At 65.2% G+C, this 25,276-nt stretch carries 19 protein-coding genes; 9 read left to right on the top strand and 10 right to left on the bottom strand.

Annotated features, from left to right (window positions below; all coding sequences use genetic code 11):
* Positions 1–3 precede the first annotated feature (3 nt).
* Positions 4–405: a DUF2809 domain-containing protein gene (locus HWE17_RS06460; RefSeq protein ID WP_176388203.1), complete on the top strand. Its 402-nt coding sequence runs from the start codon at positions 4–6 to the stop codon at positions 403–405.
* A gap of 5 nt (positions 406–410) precedes the next feature.
* On the opposite strand, the gene HWE17_RS06455 is transcribed toward HWE17_RS06460, so the two are convergent.
* The 3 genes from HWE17_RS06455 to HWE17_RS06445 form a co-directional block, all read right to left on the bottom strand.
* Positions 411–3,230 carry a pitrilysin family protein gene (locus tag HWE17_RS06455; protein ID WP_176388202.1) on the bottom strand — a complete coding sequence of 940 codons (2,820 nt, stop codon included), beginning with the start codon at positions 3,228–3,230 and terminating at the stop codon, positions 411–413.
* A 78-nt stretch (positions 3,231–3,308) separates the two neighbouring features.
* Positions 3,309–3,650, bottom strand: a complete 342-nt coding sequence (locus HWE17_RS06450) for a hypothetical protein (protein ID WP_176388201.1) — start codon at positions 3,648–3,650, stop codon at positions 3,309–3,311.
* Complete coding sequence (locus HWE17_RS06445) at positions 3,651–4,379, bottom strand: hypothetical protein (RefSeq protein ID WP_099401722.1); 729 nt, start codon at positions 4,377–4,379, stop codon at positions 3,651–3,653.
* 191 nt (positions 4,380–4,570) lie between these two features.
* Here HWE17_RS06445 and HWE17_RS06440 point away from each other — a divergent pair, with 191 nt between their 5' ends.
* Positions 4,571–6,343: a diguanylate cyclase gene (locus HWE17_RS06440; protein WP_369681709.1), complete on the top strand. Its 1,773-nt coding sequence runs from the start codon at positions 4,571–4,573 to the stop codon at positions 6,341–6,343.
* On the opposite strand, the gene HWE17_RS06435 is transcribed toward HWE17_RS06440, so the two are convergent.
* Positions 6,333–6,815: a CinA family protein gene (locus HWE17_RS06435; protein ID WP_176388200.1), complete on the bottom strand. Its 483-nt coding sequence runs from the start codon at positions 6,813–6,815 to the stop codon at positions 6,333–6,335. The genes HWE17_RS06440 and HWE17_RS06435 overlap by 11 nt on opposite strands.
* Positions 6,816–7,132: 317 nt before the next feature.
* On the opposite strand from HWE17_RS06435, the gene HWE17_RS06430 reads away from it, so the two are divergent.
* The 3 genes from HWE17_RS06430 to HWE17_RS06420 are packed head-to-tail and all read left to right on the top strand — an operon-like array spanning position 7,133 to position 12,258.
* Positions 7,133–7,654: a YfiR family protein gene (locus tag HWE17_RS06430; RefSeq protein WP_176388199.1), complete on the top strand. Its 522-nt coding sequence runs from the start codon at positions 7,133–7,135 to the stop codon at positions 7,652–7,654.
* Entirely contained in the window at positions 7,655–9,685 is a 2,031-nt protein-coding gene (locus HWE17_RS06425; RefSeq protein WP_176388198.1) for an ATP-binding protein, read from the top strand. It begins immediately after the preceding gene.
* The gene (locus tag HWE17_RS06420) at positions 9,682–12,258 is read left to right on the top strand and encodes an EAL domain-containing protein (RefSeq protein WP_176388197.1); all 2,577 of its coding nucleotides are present in this window, start codon (positions 9,682–9,684) and stop codon (positions 12,256–12,258) included. Before HWE17_RS06425 ends, HWE17_RS06420 begins: the two co-directional genes overlap by 4 nt.
* Before the next feature lies 1 nt (position 12,259).
* Here HWE17_RS06420 and thiL read toward each other — a convergent pair whose 3' ends face one another.
* Positions 12,260–13,240: a thiamine-phosphate kinase gene (thiL, locus tag HWE17_RS06415; protein ID WP_176388196.1), complete on the bottom strand. Its 981-nt coding sequence runs from the start codon at positions 13,238–13,240 to the stop codon at positions 12,260–12,262.
* Between the two features lie 89 nt (positions 13,241–13,329).
* Between thiL and HWE17_RS06410 the strand changes: the two genes are divergently transcribed.
* Entirely contained in the window at positions 13,330–13,935 is a 606-nt protein-coding gene (locus HWE17_RS06410) for a hypothetical protein (RefSeq protein ID WP_176388195.1), read from the top strand.
* Here HWE17_RS06410 and HWE17_RS06405 read toward each other — a convergent pair.
* Complete coding sequence (locus HWE17_RS06405; protein ID WP_176388194.1) at positions 13,932–14,453, bottom strand: MarR family winged helix-turn-helix transcriptional regulator; 522 nt, start codon at positions 14,451–14,453, stop codon at positions 13,932–13,934. The two genes, HWE17_RS06410 and HWE17_RS06405, sit on opposite strands and share 4 nt — an antisense overlap.
* Before the next feature lie 120 nt (positions 14,454–14,573).
* Between HWE17_RS06405 and HWE17_RS06400 the strand changes: the two genes are divergently transcribed.
* The 3 genes from HWE17_RS06400 (at position 14,574) to HWE17_RS06390 (ending at position 18,683) form a co-directional block, all read left to right on the top strand.
* The gene (locus tag HWE17_RS06400) at positions 14,574–15,776 is read left to right on the top strand and encodes an MFS transporter (RefSeq protein WP_176388193.1); all 1,203 of its coding nucleotides are present in this window, start codon (positions 14,574–14,576) and stop codon (positions 15,774–15,776) included.
* Positions 15,777–15,809: 33 nt separating this feature from the next.
* Positions 15,810–16,166: a hypothetical protein gene (locus HWE17_RS06395; RefSeq protein WP_217916710.1), complete on the top strand. Its 357-nt coding sequence runs from the start codon at positions 15,810–15,812 to the stop codon at positions 16,164–16,166.
* Positions 16,167–16,364: 198 nt separating this feature from the next.
* Entirely contained in the window at positions 16,365–18,683 is a 2,319-nt protein-coding gene (locus tag HWE17_RS06390; RefSeq protein ID WP_035822433.1) for an NADP-dependent malic enzyme, read from the top strand.
* A gap of 51 nt (positions 18,684–18,734) precedes the next feature.
* Here the strand turns inward: HWE17_RS06390 and HWE17_RS06385 are convergent, their stop codons facing one another.
* The 4 genes from HWE17_RS06385 to HWE17_RS06370 form a co-directional block, all read right to left on the bottom strand.
* On the bottom strand, positions 18,735–19,601 hold the full coding sequence (locus HWE17_RS06385; protein ID WP_176388192.1) for a hypothetical protein: 867 nt from the start codon (positions 19,599–19,601) through the stop codon (positions 18,735–18,737).
* Positions 19,602–19,670: 69 nt separating this feature from the next.
* Positions 19,671–20,507, bottom strand: a complete 837-nt coding sequence (locus HWE17_RS06380) for a universal stress protein (protein ID WP_176388191.1) — start codon at positions 20,505–20,507, stop codon at positions 19,671–19,673.
* A 312-nt stretch (positions 20,508–20,819) separates the two neighbouring features.
* Entirely contained in the window at positions 20,820–21,833 is a 1,014-nt protein-coding gene (locus tag HWE17_RS06375) for a two-component system response regulator (protein WP_176388190.1), read from the bottom strand.
* Positions 21,830–25,183, bottom strand: a complete 3,354-nt coding sequence (locus HWE17_RS06370) for an MHYT domain-containing protein (RefSeq protein ID WP_176388189.1) — start codon at positions 25,181–25,183, stop codon at positions 21,830–21,832. Before HWE17_RS06370 ends, HWE17_RS06375 begins: the two co-directional genes overlap by 4 nt.
* Positions 25,184–25,276: the final 93 nt, after the last annotated feature.

The following is a 25,276-nucleotide window of genomic DNA, read 5'->3' as shown; positions in this document are numbered from 1 at the left end:
AATATGTTCCTGGTAAAACCTGAACGCCGCCGCCTGCTGCAGGTGGGCGCAACCGTGGCTGTCATCGCGCTGGGCCTGGCCTCGCGCGCCTATCCCCAATTCGTCCCCGCCGCGCTCGGCAAGTATCCGGGCGACGCCCTGTGGGCCATGATGATCGTCTTTGCGCTGGGCATCGTTGCCACGCGCATGCGCACGTGGCAACTGGCCTTGTGGTCTCTGCTGATCTGCTTTGGCGTCGAATTCGGCCAGCTGATCCAGGCGCCGTGGCTCGTCGCGCTACGCGCCCATCCGCTGGGGCACCTGGTGCTGGGCTCTGCCTTCGGCTGGGTCGATCTGATCGCCTACACGGCCGGTGTGGCGATCGCGGCGCTGGTGGATAAAGCGGCGCTGTTCAAGCGCCGCTAGCCCGATTACTTCACGTTGCCTTCAGCATCGCGCAGTTCCACCGGCGCCAGTTTCAGCTTGCTCAATTGCGGGGCGATCTTCGCCTTGTCGCCCACGCCGATGACGATCAGCTTTTCCGGCTGCAGGTATTTTTTCGCTACCTGCTGCACCTGCTTGTCCGTCACGCTGGCAAAGCGCTGCGGCAAGGTCGTGTAATAGTCGAGGCCCAGGCCGTAGATATACGCGTTCGCCATGCTGGCGCTAATGCTGGCGTTCGTGTCGAACTGGCCCGGCAAGGACAGCACTTGCGAGTTGCGCGCATTCGCCAGTTCCTTGTTGCTCAAGGGCTTGGCGATCATGGCGCGCAGTTCCTTGACGGTTTCCGACACGGCCGGACCTGTCACATCGGTGCGCACGCTGGCGGCAATCGAGAACGGTCCAGGCTGGTTGCGGTACTGGAATTGCGAGCGCACGCCATACGTATACCCCTTTTCTTCGCGCAAGTTGGTGTTCAGGCGGCTGGTAAACAAGCCGCCCAGCGCCGCGTTCATCACTTGCAGCGGCGCGTAGTCGGGCGTGGCGCGCGGCACGGCGATGGCGGACAGGCGCACGGCCGTTTGCGGCGCGCCCGGCTTGTCGACCAGGATCAACTTGGCCTTCGTCGTCTGCGGCGCGGCGGCCACGGCCGGCGCCACCGTGCCTGGCTTCCAGCTGCCGAACTTGGCTTCAGCCAGCGCCTTCAATTCCGCTTCGCCGATATCGCCCGAGACGATCAGGGCCGCATTATTCGGCAGGTAATGCTGCTGCCAGAAACCTTGCAAGTCTGCGCGGCTGGCCGCTTTCAGCGCCGCTTCCGTGCCCAGCTGGATGTAGCCATACGGATGCTGCGGGCCATACAGGGCCGCCGCTTCCACACGGGCCGCGACAAAGCCCGCGTTTTCACGCTGCTGCGCCAGCTGTCCGATGCGGCTGGCGCGCTGGCGCTCGACTTCTTCCTGCGGGAATTGCGGGTGCAGCACCACGTCGGCCAGCACGTCGAGCGCTTGCGGGAAGGTGGCTTTGAGCGACGTCAGCTGGGCGAACGAGGCATCCGTGCCGGAGCCGGTACTCAGCAGGACGCCCAGTTGCGCCACATCGTCGGCGATTTGCGGCGCCGTGCGCGTGGCCGTGCCTTCCTGCAGCAATTGCGCCGTAAAGCTCGACAAGCCCGGCTGCGCCAGCGGATTGGCGCCCGAGCCGCTCTTGATCACCAGCTGGCTGGACACGAGCGGCACGGCCCCGTTGTAGTGGTGAATCACGGTCAGGCCGTTCGCCAGGGTGAACGATTTTCCTTGCGGTAAAACAATTTTTGGTGCGGGACCGGCCTTCGGCACGGCATTGCGCCATGGCTCGTCGGCATTGATGGCCGTGCCTGGCGCAGGCTTGACCTTGCCCGGCGCCGGTGTCGGCACTTCCGCGCCCAGGTCCGGCGTACCGGGCACGCCGTAGACGACCACGCGCGACTGGTTTTTCAGGTACTGGTCGACGGCGCGCTGCACGCCGGCCGCCGTCACTTGGCGGTAGCGCGCGATATCCTTGGCCAGATAGCCGGGGTCGCCCACGTACTGGTTGTATTCGTTGAGCAAGTTGGCCACGCCGCGCCCGCCCATTTTTTCCACCTGGCTCAGCATGTTGGTCTCGATGCTGTTGCGCGCCCGCTCCAGTTCCTTCTCGGTGGGACCCTTGGCGCGCAGTTGTTCCAGCTCCGCCTGCAGGGCTTGCTCAATTTCCTCGGGCTTGCGGCCCGGGCGCGCCGTCGCGTCGATGGTGAAGATGGAGGTGAGGGCGTTCGAGCCCTGGCTGGCGCCCACGTCCTGGGCGATCTGCTTGTCGTACACGAGGGACTTATATAAACGGCTGGACTTGCCGCCGGCCAGGATGTGCGCGGCGATCGACAGCTCCGCGTCATCCCTGGTGTAGGCGGACGGCGTCAGCCAGGCCATGAAGACGCGCGGCAATTCGACCCGGTCCTGCACCACGATGCGGCGTTCCTGCGTGATGGGCGGCGTCACGACATCGGGTTTCGGCACGGCCGGGCCGCTCTTGAAGCTGCCAAAATACTTGTTGACCAGTTCCTTGGTTTTCGCCTTGTCGATATCGCCGGCGATCACGAGGCTGGCGTTGTTGGGGCCATAGTATTTGCTGAAGAATTCCTTGATGTCGGCCAGTTTCGCGTTCTGGATGTCTGCGTGCGAACCGATGACGCTGGCGTAATACGGGTGGGTCTTGGGAAACAGCTGATGGTATAGCGCTTCCTGCACGATGCCGTAGGGCGCATTTTCCACGCTCTGGCGGCGTTCGTTGCGCACCACGTCCTGCTGGTTCGTCAGCGCCGTCTGGTCGAGCACGTCCAGCAGGTAGCCCATGCGGTCGGAATGCGTCCACAGGGCCAGTTCCAGCTGGTTCGACGGTACCGTGTCGAAATAATTGGTGCGGTCGAAATCCGTGCTGCCGTTCGAATCCGTGGCGCCCGCGCCTTCGAGCAACTGATCGGCCATGCCGCGCGGCACATGCTTGGTGGCGGCAAACATCATGTGCTCGAACAGGTGAGCAAAGCCCGTCAGGCCCGGCGCTTCATTCGCGGGACCCACGTGGTACCAGATATTGACGGCCGTGACGGGCAGTTTATGGTCTTCCACGAGAATGACGTCGAGGCCGTTCGGCAAGGTGTATTTTTCGTAGGCGATATGCGGCACGGATGACGCGCCCGTCGTGACGGCCGCATCGGCGGCGTGGGCGAGGGTGAGCGGGGCGCCGTACAGCGACAGCAACAGGGCGGGGAGGGCCAGCAGTTTGATCGGTTTCATGCATGCTTCCAGGGATAGGTGGAGAAGACGCTGCGGCTCGCTCGTGGCTGGCGCAGCGGGACGTTAATACGGTCGGTGCTACAGTTTATACAACAGGGCTGCGCCGCCCAGCACCAGCAGCGCGCTGGCGACAGAGACGACGGCCGCGGCGCCCAGCAAGCGCCATTCGCGCGGAGAAAACCAAGGGGCGCGCCCGGCCGCTTCCTGCACAGGCTGGGGCGCGGCCGCCGGCAAGCCGCCCGCCGCGCGCGCCTGGGCCGCCAGCGCCTGCGTGGCAGAATCCAGCAGGGCCAGCTGGCGCTCGACGGTTTCCGCCAGCACGGCTTCGTTCAGCGCCACGAGGGCGAATATGGGGTCATCGACATCGACCTTGATGCCCGTCTTGTCGAACACGTGGCTGCGCAGTTTGTGCTGGTCCATCTACCACTGCACCTTGTCGAGCTGTTCGAAGATGTCGCGGTAGACGACCTTGATGCGCTGCTTTTCCATGATGTTGAACTTGTCGTTCTGCAGCACTTCCTGCATCGTCAGGCGCGCCGTGTTCATTTTCTTGACGTCGGCGCCAAAGGTGTCGGGATTGCGCTGGCTCAGGGTGATGCTGCCTTTCACGCGCGCGCGGTTGTCGCTGTACGACTGCGATTCGACGAATTGCTTGCCCGACGCCGATTGCAGCAGGCCGAAGTGTTCGTTTTGCCACAGCACCAGCGGCACCTTCGTCGATTGGGCCGTCGCGACAAAGCCCGTGGCCGTGTCGTGCAAGGTATCGCCGCCGCCGACGATGGTGTGGATGTAGACCTTGCGGCCCGATTCTTCCAGCAGCGAGAAACAGTCGTTTTCCAGCAGGTAGCCCATCAGCGGCGAAAAGGTGTTGGCGCCATTGTCGATCACGCAGTTGCCGTCCGTGTCGAGAATGTCGATCATCAGCGCGTCGAAGCGTTTCGGGTCGATGTTGCGCGCATCCGTCATCACGGGCACGTGCTTGACCTGCATCGCTTTGTAGCGCGAAAAAGTCGCGTTTTCCTGGTCGGTGTCATAGCAGCGCAAAGGCGTATCGTCCTTGCCGCCTATCCACTGGGCCAGCAGGGTAGAGACGAGGGTCTTGCCGATGCCGCCCTTGCCCTGCAGGATGAAATGTACCGTGTTTTGCATTGCGACTACTCCAAGTTGTTGCGTCAGTGACAATCAAAGATCCGTGACAGCGGCGACTGGCATTTTTACCACAATCCTTTGCAAATATGCCATGCGGAACAGCGAATCTGGTTATGATGTTAATCAGGATACCATTGATACAGAGCAAGTTTTGTGTGAAAAATGCACCCCAGAGTGTGAACGAGGACGCAGTGCCGATCTCCAGTCTCGATAAAGCCGACATTGACCGTCTGAATCAGCAAGCCCTGGCTTGCCTGGTCGGCAACCGCCGCCAGGCGCGCCGGCTGGCGCAGATGGCGCTGGCGGCGGCGCAACGGCAACAGTATGCGCGCGGCGGCGCGTATGCGGAACTCAATCATTGCTGGCTCGCGTATTACGCGGGCGAGGCCGAGCCGTCGTGCGAGCGTCTGGGCGCGTATTTCCAGCACAGCGGCGACCTGGAAGGGGGCATGGAAGTGGCCGCCCTGCAGGGCGCATATGCGAGCCGGCGCGGCGATTTTGCCGATGCCGAACAGCATTTCCTGCAGGCGCGCAGCCAGGCCGCGCAAATCCCCGATTCGCTGCACAAGTTCATGCTGTACGCGCGCCTGGGCGTCGATGCCCTGAACCGTGGCGATACGCAGGACGGCCCGCGCAACTTTTTGCTGGCGCTGGACATCGCCGAACGTTTCGGCAGCCCCGCGCATCGGGTCAACAGCCTGTCGAACCTGGCGTCGTCGCAGCATGACCTGGGCAACGATGAAGATGCGATCCCCTTGCTGGTCGAGGCGCTCGAGATCATCGGCACGCAAAAGCTCAAATACCAGCAAACCATCGTCTCGGCCAACCTGGCCATGTGTTTATTGGCCACCGGCAAGCCGGCCGAGGCGTTGGCGCTGGTGGAGCCGTTTTACGAGTGGCCGGAAGAAGACCTGGCCGTGCGCGCCTTCCTGTTCTGCATCGCCGCCCACGCGGCCATCCTGCTGCGCCAGCCCGACAGCGCCCTGCAATTGCTGTTGCGGGCCGAAGAATATGCGCGCCGCGGCCAGGACCTGGAAGAGCAGATGCATGCGTGGCTGGTGCGCGGCAAGCTGGACTTGCACGCGGGCCAGACGGCGCAGGCGCTGGCCTCGCTGACGCAGGCGCACAGCCTGCTGAGCTGGACGCGCAATCCGTTTCACCAGCAGCAGATTTTGCGCGGCTTGGCCGACATCAACGCCCAGCTGGGTGAATGGCAGGTCGCGTATGGCTATTTGCAGCAATACCAGGCCGCCTACGAGGCCAGCAGCAAATCGGCGCGCGCCTCGCGCAGCCTGATGCGCAACCTGGAAAAGGAAATGCACAGCCTGAAGGCCGAGCGCGACAAGGCGCTGGAGCTGCAGGCGGCGCGCGAGACGGAAAACGCCAAGCTCGAGCACCTGAACCGCGAACTGGCGCACCAGATCCTGCACGTCAATTCCCTGCAGGACAGCCTGAAGGAACAGGCCATGCGCGACCACCTGACGGGCCTGTACAACCGCCGCCATTTTGAAACGTGCCTCAATGCCATCCTGCACGAGGCCGATGCGGATGCACCCGTGGCCATCGCCATCATCGACCTCGATTTTTTCAAGCGCGTCAACGACACCTATGGACACAACTTCGGCGATGAAGTGCTGATCCAGTTCGCGCGCCTGGTGGAAGGCCAGTTGCGCGGCAGCGACATGGTGTGCCGTTATGGCGGGGAGGAATTCTGCCTGCTGTTGCGCGAAGCCGACAGCCTGATCGCGGCGCACAAGATCGACGATATCGCCGCGCGCTACCGCCAGCTGCTGATCCAGCAGGCGCCGCACAGCTTGACGGGCTGCACCTTTTCGGCCGGCATCGCCGAATATCCGCGCCACGGCGCCGGCCGCCACGAATTGCTGATGCGCGCCGACAGCGCCCTGTATGCGGCCAAGCAGGCGGGCCGCGACCGCGCCTGCATCGCCGACGCTACTGGATAAAGCGCAGCAGTTCCCGCAGCGCGTGCGTCACGGCCTGCTCGCGCACGGCTTGCCTGTCGCCGGCGAATACCAGCCGTTGCGTCAGCACGCGCCCGTCCATGGCCCAGCCGAAACAGACGGTGCCGACGGGTTTGCCCGGCACGCCGCCCGTGGGGCCGGCGATGCCCGTGGTCGAAACGGCCACCTGGGCTTCGCTGTGGGCCAGGGTGCCTTGCGCCATGGCGGCGGCCACTTCCTCGCTGACGGCGCCGTGTGCGGTGATCAGTTCTGCAGGCACGCCCAGCATGCTGGTCTTGGCCCCGTTGGAATAGGTGACGAAGCCCCGTTCGAACCAGGCGCTCGAGCCTGAGACGTCCGTGACGGCCTGTGCCACGCCGCCGCCCGTGCACGATTCGGCCGTGGCCAGCAGCAGTCCCTTCGCCTGCAAGGCCAGGCCGACGGCGGTGGAGAGGGGGACGAGTTCCTTGCTCATGGATGGCTCCTGCATGCGGTGAAAATGATGGCAAGACTGTAGCATGGTCAACGGTAAAAGAAACTTTCCCCGGTCACAGCGAAAATGCGTACACTCTTTTATACATTTGCTACCACTTCGGGCCGGCAGGCGGGCCGCCGCTGCGCTACCCGGGTGCGCATCGCTCGAACAGGCAAGCGGCATGGTGCCGCGCCTTCGGATTGCATTATCTTTACTCGGTTGTCATGGTAATTCTGAACTGGACCTGGTGGCGTCATCCTGGCCCCCTGCGCCGCCCCGCGCGCGGCCGCCGCCTCCCTCTTCGCTGGGGCTGGCTTTTGCTGCTTTTGGGCGTGCTGTGCGCCGATGCACGGTCACAGGTGCCGGGGGAGCTGGAACGCCAGGTCAAGGCCGGGTATCTGTACAAGTTTGCCGGCTTTGTCGAATGGCCCGACGGCAGCTTTGCCCGGCCCGACTCTCCGCTGGTGATCGGCGTGGCGGGCGCCGATGCGCTGGCCGAGCAGCTCGAACAGAGCGTGGCCGGGCATAGCGTCAACGGCCGCGCCGTGCAAGTGAAAAAAGTGCGCCGCGGCGAAACGCTGGCCGGGCTGCACGTGCTGTACCTGGGCGCGCTGGAGAAAACGGCGTTGCAGGAAATGCTGGCCGCCAGCCGTGGCCTGGCGTTGCTGACGGTATCCGATTCGGATGAGGTCTACGCGATGGGCAGCATGATCAATTTTGTGATGGCCGAAGACAAGGTCCGCTTCGACGTGGCCTTGAAACCTGTGGCGCAGGCGCATATCCGCATCAGCGCGCGCATGCTGCTGGCCGCCTACCGCGTGCAGACGGGAGGCGCCTAGATGATCAGACTGCGTTCCATCCGCCACAAGCTGATGTCGGTGGTCTTGCTGACCACCCTGGTGGCGCTCGTCATTTCGCTGGGCACCATCGTCGTCTACGACTTGCGCGCCTACCACCGCAATCTGGTGGCCGACATCAGTACCCAGGCCGAGCTGCTGGGGCACATGAGCTCGGCCGCGCTGGCCTTCGACGACGAGCGCCTGGCGCTGGAAAACCTCAACCTGATGCGCATCCGCCCGCGCGTGACGGCCGGCGCCCTGTACAAGGCCGACGGCAGCCTGTTTGCCAGCTACCGCGCGAACCAGCATGTGGGCGAGCTGCCGGCGAAGGCGGGCAAGGAAGGCGTCAGTATCGCGGGCAAATCCGTCGAATTGTTCAAGCCCATCGTCGACAATGGCGAACTGCTGGGCACCGTGTATCTGCGCGCCGATTATGAACTGGCCGGCCGCACGGCCGATTACCTGGCCATCGCGCTGAGCGTGACGGTGCTGGCGCTGCTGGTGGCCTTGCTGCTGTTGCGCCGCCTCGATTTCGTCATCACGCAGCCGATCCTCGATATCGCCGACGTGGCGCGCGAAGTGATTGAAACGGGCGACTATTCGCGCCGCGCGCGCAAGCTCAGCGTCGATGAAGTGGCGCAGCTGGTCGATTCCTTCAACAAGATGCTGGCCGAGATCGAGCTGCGCACGCAGGCGCTGGAGCGCTCGAACGGCGAACTGGCGAGCGAAGGCGAACAGCGCACCGAGGCGCAGCAGGAAGTCATGCGCCTGAACCAGGAACTGGAAGTGCGCGTGCACGAGCGCACGATGCAGCTGGAAATGACGAATGGCGAACTGGCCATGGCGATGGAAGAGGCGCGCAGCGCCAACTATGCCAAGTCGGCGTTCCTGTCGTCGATGAGCCACGAATTGCGCACGCCGCTCAACGCCATCCTGGGCTTCGCGCAAATCCTCAGTTCCGACCGTCTGCCGTCGACCCTGGAGCAAAAGAAGGAGTTCGCCGGGCATATCCTGAAATCCGGGCGTCACCTGCTGACCCTGATCAATGAAATCCTCGATCTGGCGAAGGTGGAATCGGGCACGGTCAGCCTGTCGCTCGAACCCGTGGGCCTGGACGCCATCTTGCAGGAATGCCGCGACATGATCGCGCCGCTGGCCAGCCAGCGCGGCATCGGCATGGCCTTCCCCGACGCCTGCCCCCTGAACGTGCTGGCCGACCGCACGCGCCTCAAGCAAATCCTGCTGAACCTGCTGTCGAATGCGCTCAAGTACAACCGCGAGCGGGGGCAGGTGGCCATCGATTGCGCGCCGCAGGCGGGCGGGCGGGTGCGCATCAGCGTGCGCGACACGGGCGTGGGCCTTGACGCCGAACAGGTGGCGCTGCTGTTCCAGCCGTTCAACCGGCTGGGGCAGGAAGGCGGCACGGAAGAAGGCAGCGGCATCGGCCTGGTGGTCACCAAGCGCCTGGTCGAGCTGATGGATGGCAGCATCGGCGTGACCAGCGTGCCCGGCGAGGGCAGCACCTTCTGGATCGAGCTGCGCGTGGTCGACGCCTTGCCCGCACCCGACACGCTGGCCTTGCCGCGGCCGGATCTGGCCGGCGCGCTGCTCGAGCACAGCGCCCCCGTGACCTTGCTGTACGTGGAAGACAATCCCGCCAACCTGACCCTGGTCGAGGAAATCGTGCGCTACTGCCCGCAATTGCAACTGCTGACGGCGACCGATGGCCGCCTGGGCGTGGAAATGGCGCGCACGCACTTGCCGCAGCTGATCCTGATGGACATCAACCTGCCGAACGTGAACGGCACGGACGCGCTGAAACTGCTGCGCGCCGATCCGCGCACGGCGCACATCCCCGTCATCGCCCTGACGGCCAACGCCATGCCGGGCGACGTCGAGCGCAGCCTGGCGCTGGGCTTTTACCGCTATCTGACCAAGCCGATCAACCTCGATGAATTTACCGAGGCGATCAACAGCACCCTGGCCTATGTGGCGCAGCAGCGCCGGCAGAAGGGAACCGGCGCGCCATGATCAGCCAGGCGGATATCTATGCGGCGAAAATTCTCATCGTCGACGACCAGGAAGTCAATCTGCGCCTGCTCGAGCATTTGCTGCACAGCGGCGGCTACACGGCCATCACCAGCACCCTCGACGCGCACGCCGTGGCCGGCCTGCACCAGCGCCACCAGTTCGACCTGATCATCCTCGACCTGGTGATGCCGGGCATGAGCGGCTACGAGGTGATGGATACCTTGCGCCCGCTGGAACTGGAAGGCTATTTGCCTGTGCTGGTGATCGCCGCCGACCCGGACGCCAAGCTGGCGGCGCTGGAAGCGGGCGCGCGCGACTTCATCAGCAAACCGTTCGATGCGCTCGAGGTGCTCACGCGCATCCGCAACATGCTCGAAGTGCGGCTGCTGCACCGCGCCGCGCGCCACTACAACACCCTGCTCGAACGCACGGTAGGCCAGCGCACGGCGGAACTGCAGCGCTTTCGCGGCGCCATGGACGCCACCACCGACGCCATCTTCCTCGTCGACGTGCTGGGCATGACCCTGGTCGACGTCAACGATGGCGCGTGCCGTTTGCTCGGCTATGCGCGCACCGAACTGCTGGCGCTGGCCCCTGGCACCTTGCTGCCGTCGCCGCCGGCCCCGCCGCTGGCCGCGCTGCCGGGCGGCCCGGCCCACCTGGCCACGGAAGTGACGGAGTGCGAACTGGTGCGGCGCGATCTGAGCCTGATCCCCGTGGAGCTGGGCTGGCACTGGTATGCGCAGGCGCCCGTGGGGGGAGGGCAGGGCACGGGCGGTCTGCTGCTGATCGCCGTGGCGCGCGACATCAGCGAGCGGCGCCAGGCGCAGGAGCGCCTCAAGCACCTGGCCCATTACGATGGCTTGACGGGGCTGCCGAACCGCAGCCTGTTTTATCAGACCCTGGCCCAGGCCGTCGAACTGGCGCAGGAAAAAAGCTGGCGCATCGTGGTGCTGTTCATCGCGCTCGACCGTTTTAAAAGCATCAACGACACCCTGGGGGCGGCCTTGGGTGACGAGCTGCTGCGCCAGTTCAGCAACCGCCTGGTCGAATGCGTGCGCCTGCGCGACACGGTGGGGCGCCTGGGCAACGACGAATTCGCGTTGATACTCACCATGAGCCGCAACCAGCAGGAAGCCGTGGCCGTGGCCAACCAGGTGCGCGAAGCCTTGAGGGCGCCGTTCGATTTGCGCGGCCATGCGGCCACCCTGACGGCCAGCATCGGCATCGCCATGTATCCGGACGACGCCACCGACCCGGAAACCCTGATCAAATACGCGAATACGGCCATGGGCGGCGCCAAGCAGGCGGGACGCGACGGCTACCGTTTTTTCACGGCCGGCATGAACGTGCAGGTGCTGGCGCGCCTGGACCTGGAACTGGCGCTGCGCCATGCGCTCGAACACGAGCAGTTCATCCTCTACTATCAACCGAAGGTGGATTTGCGCACGGGCCGCATCAGCGGCGTCGAAGCGCTGCTGCGCTGGCGCCGTCCCGGCTACGGCCTGGTGGCGCCGGCCGAATTCGTGCCGGTGCTGGAAGACACGGGGCTGATCGTGCGCGTGGGCGCCTGGGTGATCCAGGCCGCCTGCCGCCAGATCGCCGAGTGGCGCGACAGCGAAGTGGGACCCGTGCACGTGGCCGTGAATGTGTCGAGCCGCCAGTTTGCCGAAGGCGACCTGGAAGGCGAGGTGACGCGCGCGCTGGCGCAGCACAATGTAGCGCCGGAATTGCTGGAACTGGAACTGACGGAAACGGCGCTGATGTCGAACGCCGAGCGCACCATCGTCGTGCTGGGCAAACTGAAAAAAATCGGCGTGAAGGTGGCCATTGACGATTTCGGCACCGGTTATTCGAGCCTCGCGTATCTGCAGCGCTTCCCCATCGACAAGCTGAAAATCGACATCGCTTTCGTGCGCAACATCACCAGCAATCCGAATGACGCGGCCATCGCGCTGGCCATCGTCAGCATGGCGCACAGCCTGAAACTGAGCGTCGTGGCCGAGGGCGTGGAATCGCGTCCGCAGCTCGAATACCTGCGGCGCAACCGCTGCGACGAAATCCAGGGTTTCTATTTCAGCCGCGCCCTGCCGGCGCTGGAACTGGGACAGATGATCGTCGCCGGCGCCGGCCTGCCGCCCGGCCACGACCCGGCCGCGCAGCCGGCGCAAACGCTGCTCATCGTCGACGACGACGTCAACGTGCTGTCGTCATTGCACCGCCTGTTCCGTCCCGAGGGTTACCAGATCCTCACGGCCAGCACGCCGGCCGAAGGCTTTGAAATGCTGGCCCTGCACCGGGTCCACGTGATCGTCTGCGACCAGCGCATGCCGAGCATGAGCGGCACGGAGTTTTTGAGCAAGGTGAAAGAGCTGTACCCGGAAACCATCCGCATCATCCTGTCCGGCTACACGGGCCTGGAAGCCGTGCTCGACTCGATCAACCGCGGCGCCATCTACCGTTTCTATACGAAACCGTGGGACGACACCCAGCTGCGCGACAACATCCGCCTGGCCTTCCAGCACTACTGGATGGTGAACCAGCCAGGGTTGGCGCGGGTGGCGGTGCGTTAGCTCAATCGCTGAAGTGGTCGAAAGAGCTCAAGGCCAGATCCAGCGGCTGCCCCTTTGCATCCACCAGCCGCAGGCCCGCATGCGCCTCGATGCTGCCCACGCGCGTGACTGGTGTGGCGCAGCTGGCCGCCAGCGCGGCGATGGCGTCGCGCGACGTGGCGGGCGCCGTGAAGCACAGTTCATAATCGTCGCCGCCGGCGGCCGTGTAGCGGCGGCGCAGGGTGGTGTCTTGCCGCGCCAGCACGGGGCCGGCAGGCAGGGCGTCGACGTCGAGGGTGGCGCCTACTTGCGACGCTTTTAATATGTGGCCCAAATCTCCCACCAGGCCGTCCGAAATGTCGATGGCCGCATGCGCGAGGCCCGCTTCGGCCAGCGCGCAGCCGAGCGCCACGCGCGGCGTGGGCGTGTGCATGCGCGCACCAGCAGTGGCCAGGTCCTCTGGCGCCAGCTCCTGTTCCATGCGGTAGCCAGCCAGCGCCAGTCGCGCGTCGCCCAGGGTGCCGCTGACCCAGATATCGTCGCCCGCTACGGCCGCGCTGCGGCGCAGGGCCTGGCCCGGCGCCAGTTCGCCAAACACGGTGATGCAGATATTCAAAGGACCCTTGGTGGTGTCGCCGCCGATGAGTTCGCAATTAAACGCGTCGGCCAGCGCAAACAGGCCGTCGGCAAAGCCGGCCAGCCAGGCGCGTTCGGCTTGCGGCAGCGCCAGGGCCAACGTGAATGCCACGGGACGCGCGCCCATGGCGGCCAGGTCGGACAAATTCACGGCCAGGCTTTTGTGACCGAGCATGCGGGCGTCGGCGCCGGCAAAGAAATGCCGGTCCTCGACCAGCATGTCCGATGAGATGGCGATCTGCTTGCCGGCGCCGGGCGTCATCAGCGCGCAATCGTCGCCGATGCCCAGGGTGGCGCGGCCGGGGCGCTGGCGCACGAAATATTGTTTGATCAGGTCGAATTCGGAAAGCGCGTCGTGTGGGGCCATGGCGTGGTCAGTTCGTTGAATGAGGGTGTGGCCCGGCTATTATAGGCTGGCCTACAATACGGGTCTTTTCCACTGCCGAGCAACCTGCCATGCCCATTCTCGATATTCACGACCTGCTGCAATCCTGGCTCGACCATGGCTGCTTGCGCGACCCGCAAGCCGTCGGCCTGGCCTCCTTCGAGGCGCAGGAACTGGTGGCGTGGGGCTTCGACGCCATCAGCGACGGCGGCCAGTTGTGCCTGTACGAAGACGAGCGCCTGTTCCGCAGGGGCAAGCGGTCTGTGCAGGCGTCGTTCAAGGCGTATCTGCAGCGCGGCCAGCTGGGCGCGAATGGCCTGGATCTTGGCTATCAGGTGCACCTGGCCGGCTTCCTGCGCGCGGCGCGGCAGCCTTTGCCGGCGTTTCGTGTGCTGCTCGAGCAGGGGGAGCGCAGCGGCGCCTTGCTGTTCGAGAATGGCCTGGTGCTGCAGTTTGCCGCCAACTTGCGCGGCAAGCCACGCCATTACTATCTGACCCTGGTCGAGGGCCACGTGGCCGATGCCCAGCTTCCCGACCGCGACAGCGATATCGACTTGCGCGCGGCCAGCGCGCGCCATGTCCAGGCCATCTACGACAGCCGCGACCCTGCCGAACTGCAGCGCCTGGCCCGGCGCGGCAATGCGGCGCTGCGCGAGCTGGCGCACCTGCTTTCCTAAATTTTCTTCGCCTGCGCCATGCCCTGCAGCAGCTTGGCCAGCAACTGGTCGAGCTGGCGCTGCTCGTCGGCGCTGAGCGCCGACAGCATGGCGCGCTCGTTCTCCACGTGCAGCAGCACGAGTTTTTCTATCAGTTCCAACCCCTTTTGCGTCAGGGCCACCAGCACGCCGCGCCGGTCCGTCGGGTGCTTCTGGCGTTCGATCCAGCCGGCCGCTTCCAGGCGGTCGATGCGGTTGGTCATGCCGCCCGAGGACAGCATGGCCGCTTCGTACAGGGCCGTCGGCGTCAAGCTGTAGGGCGCGCCCGAGCGGCGCAAGGTCGCCAGCACGTCGAATTCGCCCGGTTGCAAGCCGTGTTCGGCGAACAGCGGGTTGAGCCAGTCGCGCGCCATCAGCTGCGCCACCGTGCCCAATTGGCCCACCAGCTGCATGGCGCGCGTATCCATCTGCGGCAGCTCGCGCTGCCATTGTGCGGCGGCAAATTGCGCGCGCGTGTGTTCTTGCGGGGTGTCTGTCATGGGGATCCATTTATCTTGACCTCAAGATAGATTTCTATCTTTATGTTAAGATACTTTTCATCGAGTCATATTTGATGACGCATTAAACCATGTGCCTCCCAGCGAGGCAAGGACTATCCCATGCCTTCCACACGCCCTGCCGCTTCCCCTTCTTCAACGTCTTCGGCCTTGCTGGTGGCCGCCATCATCTTGCTGGGGCTGAACCTGCGCCCCATCCTTGCCGCCATCGGTCCCTTGCTCGACAGCATCCAGGCCAGCACGGGCCTCAGCAATGCTGACGCGGGCTTGCTGACCACGGTGCCCGTGTTCGCCATGGGCTTGTGCGCGCTGGCGGGCGCGCAGTTGCAGCGCCGGCTCGGCGTGGCGCGCGGCATTAGCTTGGGCATCGCCATCATCGCCGCCGCCTGCGCGCTGCGCTGGCCCTTGCACGGCAGCGGCGGCCTGATCGCCACGGCGGCCCTGGGCGGCCTGGGCATCGCGCTGGTGCAGGCGCTGCTGCCGGCCTTCATCAAGCGTCATTTCCCCGAACGGGCAGGCCAGCTGATGGGCTTTTATACGACGGGCATCATGGGCGGCGCGGCCATTGCCGCCGCGTCCGCTTCGCCCTTGGCCCAATCGCTCGGCTGGCAGGCGCTGCTGGCCCTGTGGACGCTGCCCGCCGTGGCCGCCGCGCTGCTGTGGCGCCGCGCAGCCGCTTCGCGCGTGGACGTGTCCGGCGGCGCGGGCGCCAGCCTGCCCGTGGGCAGTGGCCGCGCCTGGCTGCTGATGGTGTTTTTCGGCATCGGCACGGGCGCCTATACGCTGGTGCTGGCCTGGCTGCCGCCGTTTTATACGGAGCTGGGCTGGAGCGCGGCCGACAGCGGCTTGCTGCTCGGCGGCCTGACCTTGGTGGAAGTGCTGGCGGGACTGGTGATTTCCAGCGTCATCCACCGCTTCCCCGACCGCCGCATCCTGTTATTGTCCGTATTGTTGTCCGTGCTGGCCGGCCTGGCTTGCCTGATCGTGGCGCCCGTGCAACTGGCCATTCCTGCTGTGATATTGCTGGGCTGCGGCATCGGTTCGCTGTTCCCCCTGTCGCTGATCGTCAGCATGGACCACGTGCGTGACCCGGCCGGCGCCGGCGCGCTGCTCGGTTTTGTGCAGGGCGGCGGCTACATCATCGCCAGCAGCATGCCGTTCATTGCCGGCCTGATCCGCCAGCATTCGTCCAGCCTGGCCCAGGCGTGGATGGTGATGGCGGGCGGCGTGGTGCTGTTGCTGCTGATCGCCGTGCGCTTCGCGCCCGGTGCGCGGTTGGCGTCGCCAGCGGCAAAAATCGCGTAGGCTGTCGGCTTGTCCTTGATAGAAAGATCCGCCATGGCTGACCATCCCGCCACGCCGCCATCCCTGCTGCCCGCCAACCGCCGCATCGTGCTGTCCGGCGAGGATGCGCTGCGCATCCTGCGCGAGATCGAATTCCTGCTGCAGTCGCTGCATCACATCGGCCGCCATTATTATCCCGATGGCGACGATGACGGCGCCGATGCAGAGCGCCGGGCGCGGTATTGCGCGGAGACGACGCGCTTCATCGATGCGCAGCAAGCGACGACCCGTCTGGCGCTGATGCGCAGCATTTTGTCCGCGCCGTTCGACGACACCCTGGGCGCGGACGACATGGACGATATCGAGCGCGCCGTCGCCGCGCTGCCGCTGTGGCGTGCCCCCGGTCAGTGATCACAAAAACTAATTGAAATCTAAAATTTGATAGTTTTTCCTGTTCAGGACGTTTGCATCGCCGGACGGCCTTACAATGCTAGGTTATGCGTTTTCGTGATATCAGACTGTGGCTAGCGGAAAATACCTAGCTAATTGAAAGAATCGGTCTGATAAAATCCGGAACACCCGATCGACCAAACAGGAAGGCAGCACAGCATGGATTCGTCATCTGATAAAAAAGAAGAATTGCGTCAACAATTGCGCTTGGCCGCACTCGAGTATCACGAGTGCCCGCGCCCCGGCAAAATCAGCGTGACGCCGACCAAACAACTGACCAACCAGCGCGACCTGGCACTGGCCTACTCGCCAGGCGTGGCGGCACCGTGCGAAGAAATCGTCATCGATCCGGCGAATGCCTATAAATATACGGCGCGCGGCAACCTCGTGGCCGTCATCACCAACGGCACGGCCGTGCTGGGACTGGGCAATATCGGTCCGCTGGCCGCCAAGCCGGTGATGGAAGGCAAGGGCGTGCTGTTCAAGAAATTCGCCGGCATCGACGTCTTCGACATCGAGATCAACGAGATGGACCCGGACAAGCTGGTCGACATCATCGCCTCGCTGGAACCGACCTTCGGCGGCGTGAACCTGGAAGACATCAAGGCGCCCGAGTGTTTCTACATCGAGCGCCAGCTGCGCGACCGCATGAAGATTCCTGTCTTCCATGACGACCAGCACGGCACCGCCATCATCGTCGGCGCGGCCATCCTGAACGGCCTGAAAGCCGTCGGCAAGAAAATCGAGGACTGCAAGCTGGTCGTGTCGGGCGCGGGCGCCGCGGCGCTGGCCTGCCTCGACCTGATCGTCGACCTGGGCTTCCCGCTGAAAAATATCTACGTCACCGACCTGGCCGGCGTCGTCTACAAGGGCCGCACGGAACTGATGGACCCGGACAAGGAACGCTTCGCGCAAGACACGCCGCTGCGCACCCTGGCCGAGATCATCCCGGACGCCGACATTTTCCTCGGCGTGTCCGCCGGCGGCGTGCTGAAACAAGACATGGTGCGCAAGATGGCGCCGAACCCATTGATCCTGGCGCTGGCCAACCCGAATCCGGAAATCCTGCCGGAAGAAGTCAAGGCCGTGCGCAGCGACGCCATCATCGCCACGGGCCGTTCGGATTACCCGAACCAGGTCAACAACGTGCTGTGCTTCCCGTACATCTTCCGCGGCGCCCTCGATTGCGGCGCGACGACGATCACGCGCGAAATGGAAATCGCCGTCGTGCACGCGATCGCCGACCTGGCGCATGCCGAGCAGTCGGACATCGTGGCCACCACCTATGGCATCAGCAACCTGTCGTTCGGTCCTGAATACCTGATCCCGATGCCGTTCGATCCGCGCTTGCTGATCAAGATCGCGCCAGCCGTGGCCAAGGCGGCCGAGGATTCCGGCGTCGCCACGCGTCCGATCAAGGACTTGCAAGCGTACGCGGACAGCCTGCAGCAATTCGTCTACCGCAGCGGCACCTTCATGAAGCCGCTGTTCCTGATGGCGAAATCCACGCCGGCCGAACTCAAACGCATCGTCTACGCCGAAGGCGAAGAAGAGCGCGTGCTGCGCGCCGTGCAAGTGGTGGTCGATGAAAAACTGGCGCGTCCCATCCTGGTTGGCCGTCCACCGGTGCTCGAAGCGCGCATCCAGAAGTTCGGCCTGCGCCTGAAACAAGGCGTCGACTTCGACGTCATCAACCCGGACTTCGACGAGCGCTATCGCGATTACTGGAACACGTATTATGCGATGACGAGCCGCAAGGGCGTCACCGAGGAATACGCGAAGCTGGAAATGCGCCGCCGCCATACCCTGATCGGTTCGATGATGATCCACAAGGGCGACGCCGACGGCATGATCTGCGGCACCTTCGGCACCACCCAGCTGCACCTGAAATACATCGACCAGGTGCTGGGCAAGCGTGCCGGCAGCAATGTCTACGCCGCCATGAACGTGCTGATCATGCCGGAGCGCCAGCTGGTGATGGTCGACACGCACGTCAATGAAAACCCGGACGCCGAGCAGCTGGCCGAGATCACCATCATGGCCGCCGAAGAGATGACCCGTTTCGGCCTGTCGCCGCGCGCGGCCCTGCTGTCGCACTCGAACTTCGGTTCCAGCGACAGCGCCTCGGCGCAAAAGATGCGCGCCGCCCTGGCCATCGTCAAGGAACGCGCGCCGGACCTGGAAATCGACGGCGAAATGCACGGCGATACGGCCCTCGACAGCAAGCTGCGTCAAAAACTGATGCCCAATTCGGCACTGAAGAACGACGCCAACCTGCTCGTCATGCCGAATATCGAGTCGGCCAACATCGCCTACAACCTGGTGAAGACGGCGGCAGGCAACGGCATCGCCGTGGGCCCGATCCTGCTCGGTTGCGCCAAGCCCGTGCACATTCTGACGCCATCGGCCACCGTGCGCCGTATCGTCAACATGACGGCGCTGTGCGTCGTGGATGCTGTCGCCCAGCGTAAAGCCTAAGCGTTAGCAGCACATGAAAAGCCGCCCCGTCCGCAAGGAGGGGCGGCTTTTTTACATGGGTGGCACGGGCAGGGCCGTGGCCGGATGGCGGCGCAGGTAATAGTGGCGGTACAACATGATCTCGCCCCACACGAGCAGCAGCGCCGCCAGCGCGAACAGGCCCAGCGTGATCTTGAGCGAATTGAAATAGGCGCCGGCCTGGCGTTTGACGGCATCGATGAAAATCATCGGCACTGATTTGTCGAGTTTGCTGAAGTCGGCCTGGCGCGCCACATCGGTGGTCAGGCGCACGGCCAAGTCGGTGCCCAGACTGGCCAGTTCGCCCGTCGCCTGGCCACGGAAGCCGGCGCCCTTGAGCGCTTCGCCCAGCACAGTTGCCCTGGCGATCAGCTGTTCCTGCAGCACCTGCGTCAGCAGCACGCTGCCGCGGCGCAGGATGAATTCATTGATCCAGCGCGCCTTGCTGCGTTCCCAGTAACTGCCGGATGTCGGCCGGTAATACATGTCTTGCACGAAGGGCTCGATCAGGCTGCGCATGCTGATAGCCTGGCCCGGGGCGATCAGCCTGACCTGCTGTTCCAGGTAGACGCGCAGCGCCGGCATTTGCGCTTCGACCACCGGCTGCAGGTCGCGTTCGAGGGCCTGGTTGACGACGCGCTGCACGCTGTGCACGGCGCCAAACCCGCCACCGAGGAGCGGCAGCGCGACCAGGATCAACACATAGCTGAGCTTGGCGGCCACATGCCAGGCGGGCGGACGGCGCACCAGCAGGCATTTTCTGGCCAGCTGGTAGCAGATGCCGACCGCCAGCACAAAGCCGATCACGCCATACAGCAGCATCCACGGCAGGACTGTCCACAGCAGGTCGCTGCCGAACGGCGCCAGGGTGCTACTCCAATTGAGCAGTTGTTGCTTCATGTACATTGCCTTGAGGTAAGTAATCAGGCAATTATAGCTATTTAGCAAATAAACATGGCGCGCTTGACGTCAATGCGCCATCAGCACCGGTACCGTCATTTGGCGCAGCACCGTTTCCGTCACGCCGCCCAATAAAATTTCGCGGAAGCGCGCGTGGCCGTAGCCGCCCATCACCAGCAAGTCCGCATGCACTTCGGCGGCCATGGCCAGCAGCGCCGCGCCGATGTCGCCCGTGGTGGTGGCCGAACGCACTTCGACGGGCACGCCATGGCGGCTCAGGTAGGCGGCGATGTCGGCGCCCGGGTGGCGCGCCGGCTGCGCGTGGCCGGCCGGCGGGTGCAGCAGGGCCAGCACCACCAGGCGCGCCGCGCGCAAGAGGGGCAGGGCGTGGCCGATGGCGCGCGTCGCTTCCATGCTGCCATCCCAGGCCACCACGACGGTGTTGTCCACTTGCGCGAACTGGCCGCTGCGCGGCAGGATCAGCACGGGACGGGCCGCATTCAGCATCACGTAGGGCACCAGGTCGCTCATGGCGCCGGGCAGGGCTTCGCTGTCGTCGTGCTGGCTGAGCACCGTCAAGTCGCTGTAGCGGGCGCTGACGGCCATGCCGCCATCTTCATCGTCTTCGATCAGGCGCCGTTCCAGCGAGGCGGCGCCGGCCTGGCGCGCCAGCGTTTCAAACTGGTCGAGCGCCTGTTCCGCCTGCCCGTGCAGGGCTGAAATCTGCGCCGCCACGGCGCCGCCGCGCATGCCGCGGTTGTTTTCCACGTAAAAGCGCGACAGGCCCGTCATGGCTGCGCCGATCAGGTGCGCCTGGTGCGCGTGCGCCAGCCGTGCCGCGATGGCGATGCGCTGCGGCGCATGGCGCGACAGGTCGGCGTGGACGAGGATGGATTTATAGGCCATGGTGTCATTCGCTAGTCAGGATGGCAACAAGGCTAGAACGGCAACAGGGGCAAGTCCAGCGTTGCCGTGCTGGCGGACGTTTTTCTTATGCTGGGCTTGATATGGGTCAAAAAAATACGGGCCATGGCCATCTGCAAGTCCACAGCCAGGAAATTGCGAGCTGTTTGATGCGCGTCAAAATGCCTGGCCCGCAGCCAGCCATAATGGCATTGAACTCCTTGCTCTTCCAGTGGTCTGCATCGGCGCCGGCGCCATCTGTCCGGCACTTGTTTGTGTGACGCAACAACGCTGGCCGTGGCGGGAGTTCACTCTTCAAGCCGGCGCGTGGTGTTCCGCTTTCTCCGCCCAGCGCAGCCGGATGGCGTCGATGGCGGGCAGTTCCTGCACAAACAGCTCGACCAGCCGCGCATCGAAATGGCTGCCTTGTTGCGCTTGCAGATAGCCCACGGCGTCCGTCACCGACCACGCGCGCTTGTACGGGCGCACCGAGGTCAGCGCGTCGAAGACGTCGGCCACGGCGACGATGCGCCCGGCCAGCGGAATCGCTTCGCCCGCCAAGCCGTCCGGGTAGCCGCTGCCATCCCATTTTTCATGGTGCGACAGGGCGATTGCGCGCGCCAGCGCCAGCATGCCGCCTTCGGCATGTTCGCCGATGATGTCGCCGCCGATGCGCGCATGCGTCTGCATGATGGCCCATTCGTCCGCGTCGAGCTTGCCCGGCTTTTGCAGGATGCGGTCGGGGATGCCGATCTTGCCCACATCGTGCATGGGCGCCGCGTGCAGCAGGTCGTCTGCGGCGGCCTCGTCCATGCCGGCGGCCACGCCCAGCAGGCGCGCGTAATGGCTCATGCGGATCACGTGCAAGCCTGTTTCATTGTCCTTGTATTCGGCCGCCAGACCCAGGCGCTGGACGATCTGCAGCCGCGTTTCCTTCAATTCATCGATGCGCACCAGCGACAGGTGCGTGCGCACGCGGGCGCGCACGATGGCGGGGCTGAGCGGTTTGGTGATGTAATCGACGGCGCCCGCTTCGAAACCGCTGAGTTCGTCGCGCATGTCGTTCAGGGCCGTGACGAAAATGACGGGGATGGCGGCCGTCAGCGGCGCCGCTTTCAGCTGGCGGCAGGTGTCGTGGCCGCTCATGCCGGGCATCATCACGTCGAGCAGGATCAGCGCCGGGCGTTCCTGCTGCGCCAGTGCCAGCGCCCGCGCGCCATCCTTGGCGAACAGCAGCGCGTAGTCGTTCTGCAAGATCTGGCGCAGCAGCTGCAAATTGGCCGCCTCATCGTCGACGACGAGAATCACGGGCCGGGCTGATGCATTCATGGGGACTCCGGGGCGTAGGTGTGCAGCAAGTCGTGCAGCAGCGACTGCGCCAGGGGGAAATCAAAGTCGTCGATGGCGTGCAAGAGCGGCGCCAGCGCGTCCGCTTGCGCGCCCATGGCGTGCTGCAACTGTGCTTGCGCCGCGTCATCGAGTTCGCCGCGCCGCAAGGCGTTTAATAGTGCACTGGCCGCTTGCCGGGCGGCGGGCGCGTCGATGGCTGCCGCTGCTGTCGTCGCCGGCAAGGCAGGCGGCGCCAGCCGGGCGATGGCGTCCACGGCCGCCGGCCATTGCGTCAGCAGGGCGCCCAGCGTTGCGTCGAGCTGTTGTGCCGTGGCGGGACCGGGGCTGGCGCAGCATTGCTCCAGCGCCGCCAGGCTGGCGGCCAGTTGCTCCAGGCCGAGGTTGGCCGCCACGCCGCGCAGTTTGTGGCTCTGAGGCAAGAGCGTTGCATGCTCGCGCGCCTCGATGGCGGCCAGCAGGGCAGGCGGCAGGCGGGGATGCTCGATTCCGAAACGTGCCAGCGCCGCGCGGTAGGCGCTGTCGTTGCCGGCCCAGCGCTGCAGGGCGCCCGCATGGTGCAGCACCCGTCCGCCAGCGGGCGCCGGCGCGTGGCTGGCGTCGGCCGGTTCCGCCGCCAGGCCCAGCACGCGGGCGATTTCCTGCGACAGCGCCTGCCATTCGACGGGTTTTGTCGCGAAACCGTCCATGCCGGCCGCGCGCGCCGCCTTGCGGTGCGCATCGAGCACGCTGGCCGTCATGGCGATCACGGGCACGCGCGGGCGGCCATCGCGCAGGGCGGCGGCACGGATGGCTTGCGTGGCGGCCAGGCCATCCATGTGCGGCATTTGCAAGTCCAGCAGCAGCACGTCGAAGTCGTCTTGCTGCGCCAGTTGCAAGGCTTGCGCGCCATCGCCGGCCGTGATCACCGTGTGGCCGCGCTTGCCCAGCAGTAAGCTCAGCAGCTCCAGGTTTTGCGGCACGTCGTCGGCCGCCAGCACGCGCAGGGGCGGCAGGCGCACGCTGCGGCGTTCGCTGGCGGGCAGCGCCGCCTGGCGTGCCGGCAACAAGGGCAGCATGACGTGGAACACGCTGCCGTGCGGCAAGGCGGCGTCGGCCCAGATGCGCCCTTGCATCAGGGTCACCAGCTGCCGGCTGATGGTGGTGCCCAGGCCCGTGCCGCCAAAGCGCCGCGTGGTCGAGGCGTCGGCCTGCACGAACGGATCAAAAATGGCGTCGCGCCGTTCCGCGGGGATGCCGATGCCGCTGTCCTGCACCAGCAGGTGCAGCTGGCCATCGTCGCGGCGCGCCGTCAGGCTGACGGCGCCGCCGGGCGTGAACTTGATGGCGTTGTCGAGCAGGTTGCCCAGCACTTGCCGCATGCGCAATTCGTCGCCATGCAGCACGGCCGGCAGTTGCGGGTCGTACTGCACCTCCATGCGCAAGCCTTTGGCGCGCGCGTGGATGCCATACGTGGACGCCAGTTCATCGACCAGCGCCAGCAGGCTGTAGTCGCGCAATTCCAGCGCCACGGCTCCCTTGTCCAGTTTGGCCGTGTCGAGCACTTCGTTGAGCAGGCGCAACAGCGAGCGGCCGGACTGGCGCACGGTGTCGAGGTGACGCCGCTGCTCCGGCGCCAGCGGCGAGTCGAGCAGCACATCCGTGAAACCGAGGATGGAATTCATCGGCGTGCGGATTTCATGGCTCATGTTGGCGACAAAGCTGGCCCGCGTGGCGGCCGCCAGCTCCGCTTTTTCCTTGGCCATGCGCAAGTCTTCCTCCATTTGCCGGCGTTCGCTGATGTCGAGGATGACGCCGTCGACCCAGCGCACGGCGCCGGCCGCATCGTGCACGACGGTGCCCCGTTCCCACAGCCAGCGCGCCGTGCCGTCGGCATGCAGCAAGCGGTATTCGAGCAGGTAGGGCTCGCCGCTGGCGACGCTGCGGTTGAAGACGTCGATGACGTAGGCGCGCTCTTCGCTGGCGATCAGGCCCGTGATGCTGCGGCGCGGCGCCGCGCCGAGAAAGTCGGCGGGCGGATAGCCGGTGACGGCTTCCACGCCATCGCTGATGAACAGCATGGGCTGGTTTTCCGCCGTGGTGCAGCGAAAGGCGATGCCGGGAATGTTGCCGATCAGCGAGCGCAACTGCTGCTCGCTTTCGCGCAGGGCGGCCAGCATGGCGCGCCGTTCGCTGATGTCCGTAATGAACAGCACATATAAATCCTGGTCGGCCAGACGCGCGCTGGCCATTGAGCGCTGCACGGCGACCGGGGCGCCATCCTTGCGCAGGTAGACGATTTCCTCGCTGGTGTGGACCGCGTCGCCTTCGCCCGTGCGCAGGTAGTGCAGCAGGCCGTGCTGTTCCGACTGGCGCACGTCGCTGACCAGCACGCTGACATGGCGGCCGACAATTTCCGCCGACCGCCAGCCGAGGATGCGCTCGGCGGCGCCGTTGAAGTCGACGATGTTGCCGTGGCGGTCGATGGTGATGACGCCGTCAACCGTGCTCGTCAGCAGCGAACGGGTCCAGTGTTCGCTCTGGTTCAGGTGGCGAAACAGTTCGCGGTAGCGCAAGATGCCCACGGCCGAGGCGACCAGGATGGTCAGGGCGATGGTCAGCAGGGTCACGCTGATCACCAGCATGGGCCGGTTGGCATCGGCATCATTGCCTGGGGGAATCGTCCCCACGAAGCGGGCCGCCTGCATGCCCATGTAATGCATGCCGGTAATCGCGCACCCCATGACGCAGGCGCTGATCAGCGTGCGCTGCGCTGCGACTATGCGGCTGCTCCAGCCGCGCAGGCCGAAACGTATCCACAGGGCCAGGGTGGCCAGCGCCACGGCAACGGCAAGCGACAGCGCAAACAGCAGCGGATCGTAGCGCAGCGACAGGCCCATGCGCATGGCGTGCATGCCCGTGTAATGCATGGCGCCGATGCCCAGGCCCACCAGCAGGCCGCTCCCGAGCAGCAGCGGCGCCGTGACGGCGCGCTGGCTGATGGTGGCCAAGGCGACGAACGAGGCCGCCACGCTGGGCACGATGGACAGCAGGGTCAGGCCGGGATCGTAGGCGACGCTGGTGCCCAGCTCGAAGGCCAGCATGCCGATGAAATGCATGGCCCACACGCCGCAGCCCAGCGCCAGGCTGCCGGCCAGCAGGCACAGCAGGTGCAAGCGGCGGCTGATGCTTGCCTGCGCGCGGCTGTACGCCGTCATCTGGAAAGCCATCCACGACGTGAAAATGGCGATCACGAGCGACAGCAGCACCAGGCCCGGCGCATGCTGGCCGTGATGCAGCTGGGCCGGATCGGTGGGAAGGTGGAACAGGTGCTGGACGCTGGCAGGTATCATCGTAGGAAGCAGGTGGCGCGTGTGGCGCTGGCGTGTGCGCCTGCCGCCACGGCGGGTGATCGATGCGGATTACCTTACCAGATTTCCGGAAAC

Source organism: Janthinobacterium sp. BJB401 (assembly GCF_013372745.1).
Lineage (GTDB): Bacteria > Pseudomonadota > Gammaproteobacteria > Burkholderiales > Burkholderiaceae_D > Janthinobacterium > Janthinobacterium rivuli.
This window is presented reverse-complemented; position numbering and strand designations above follow the sequence as displayed.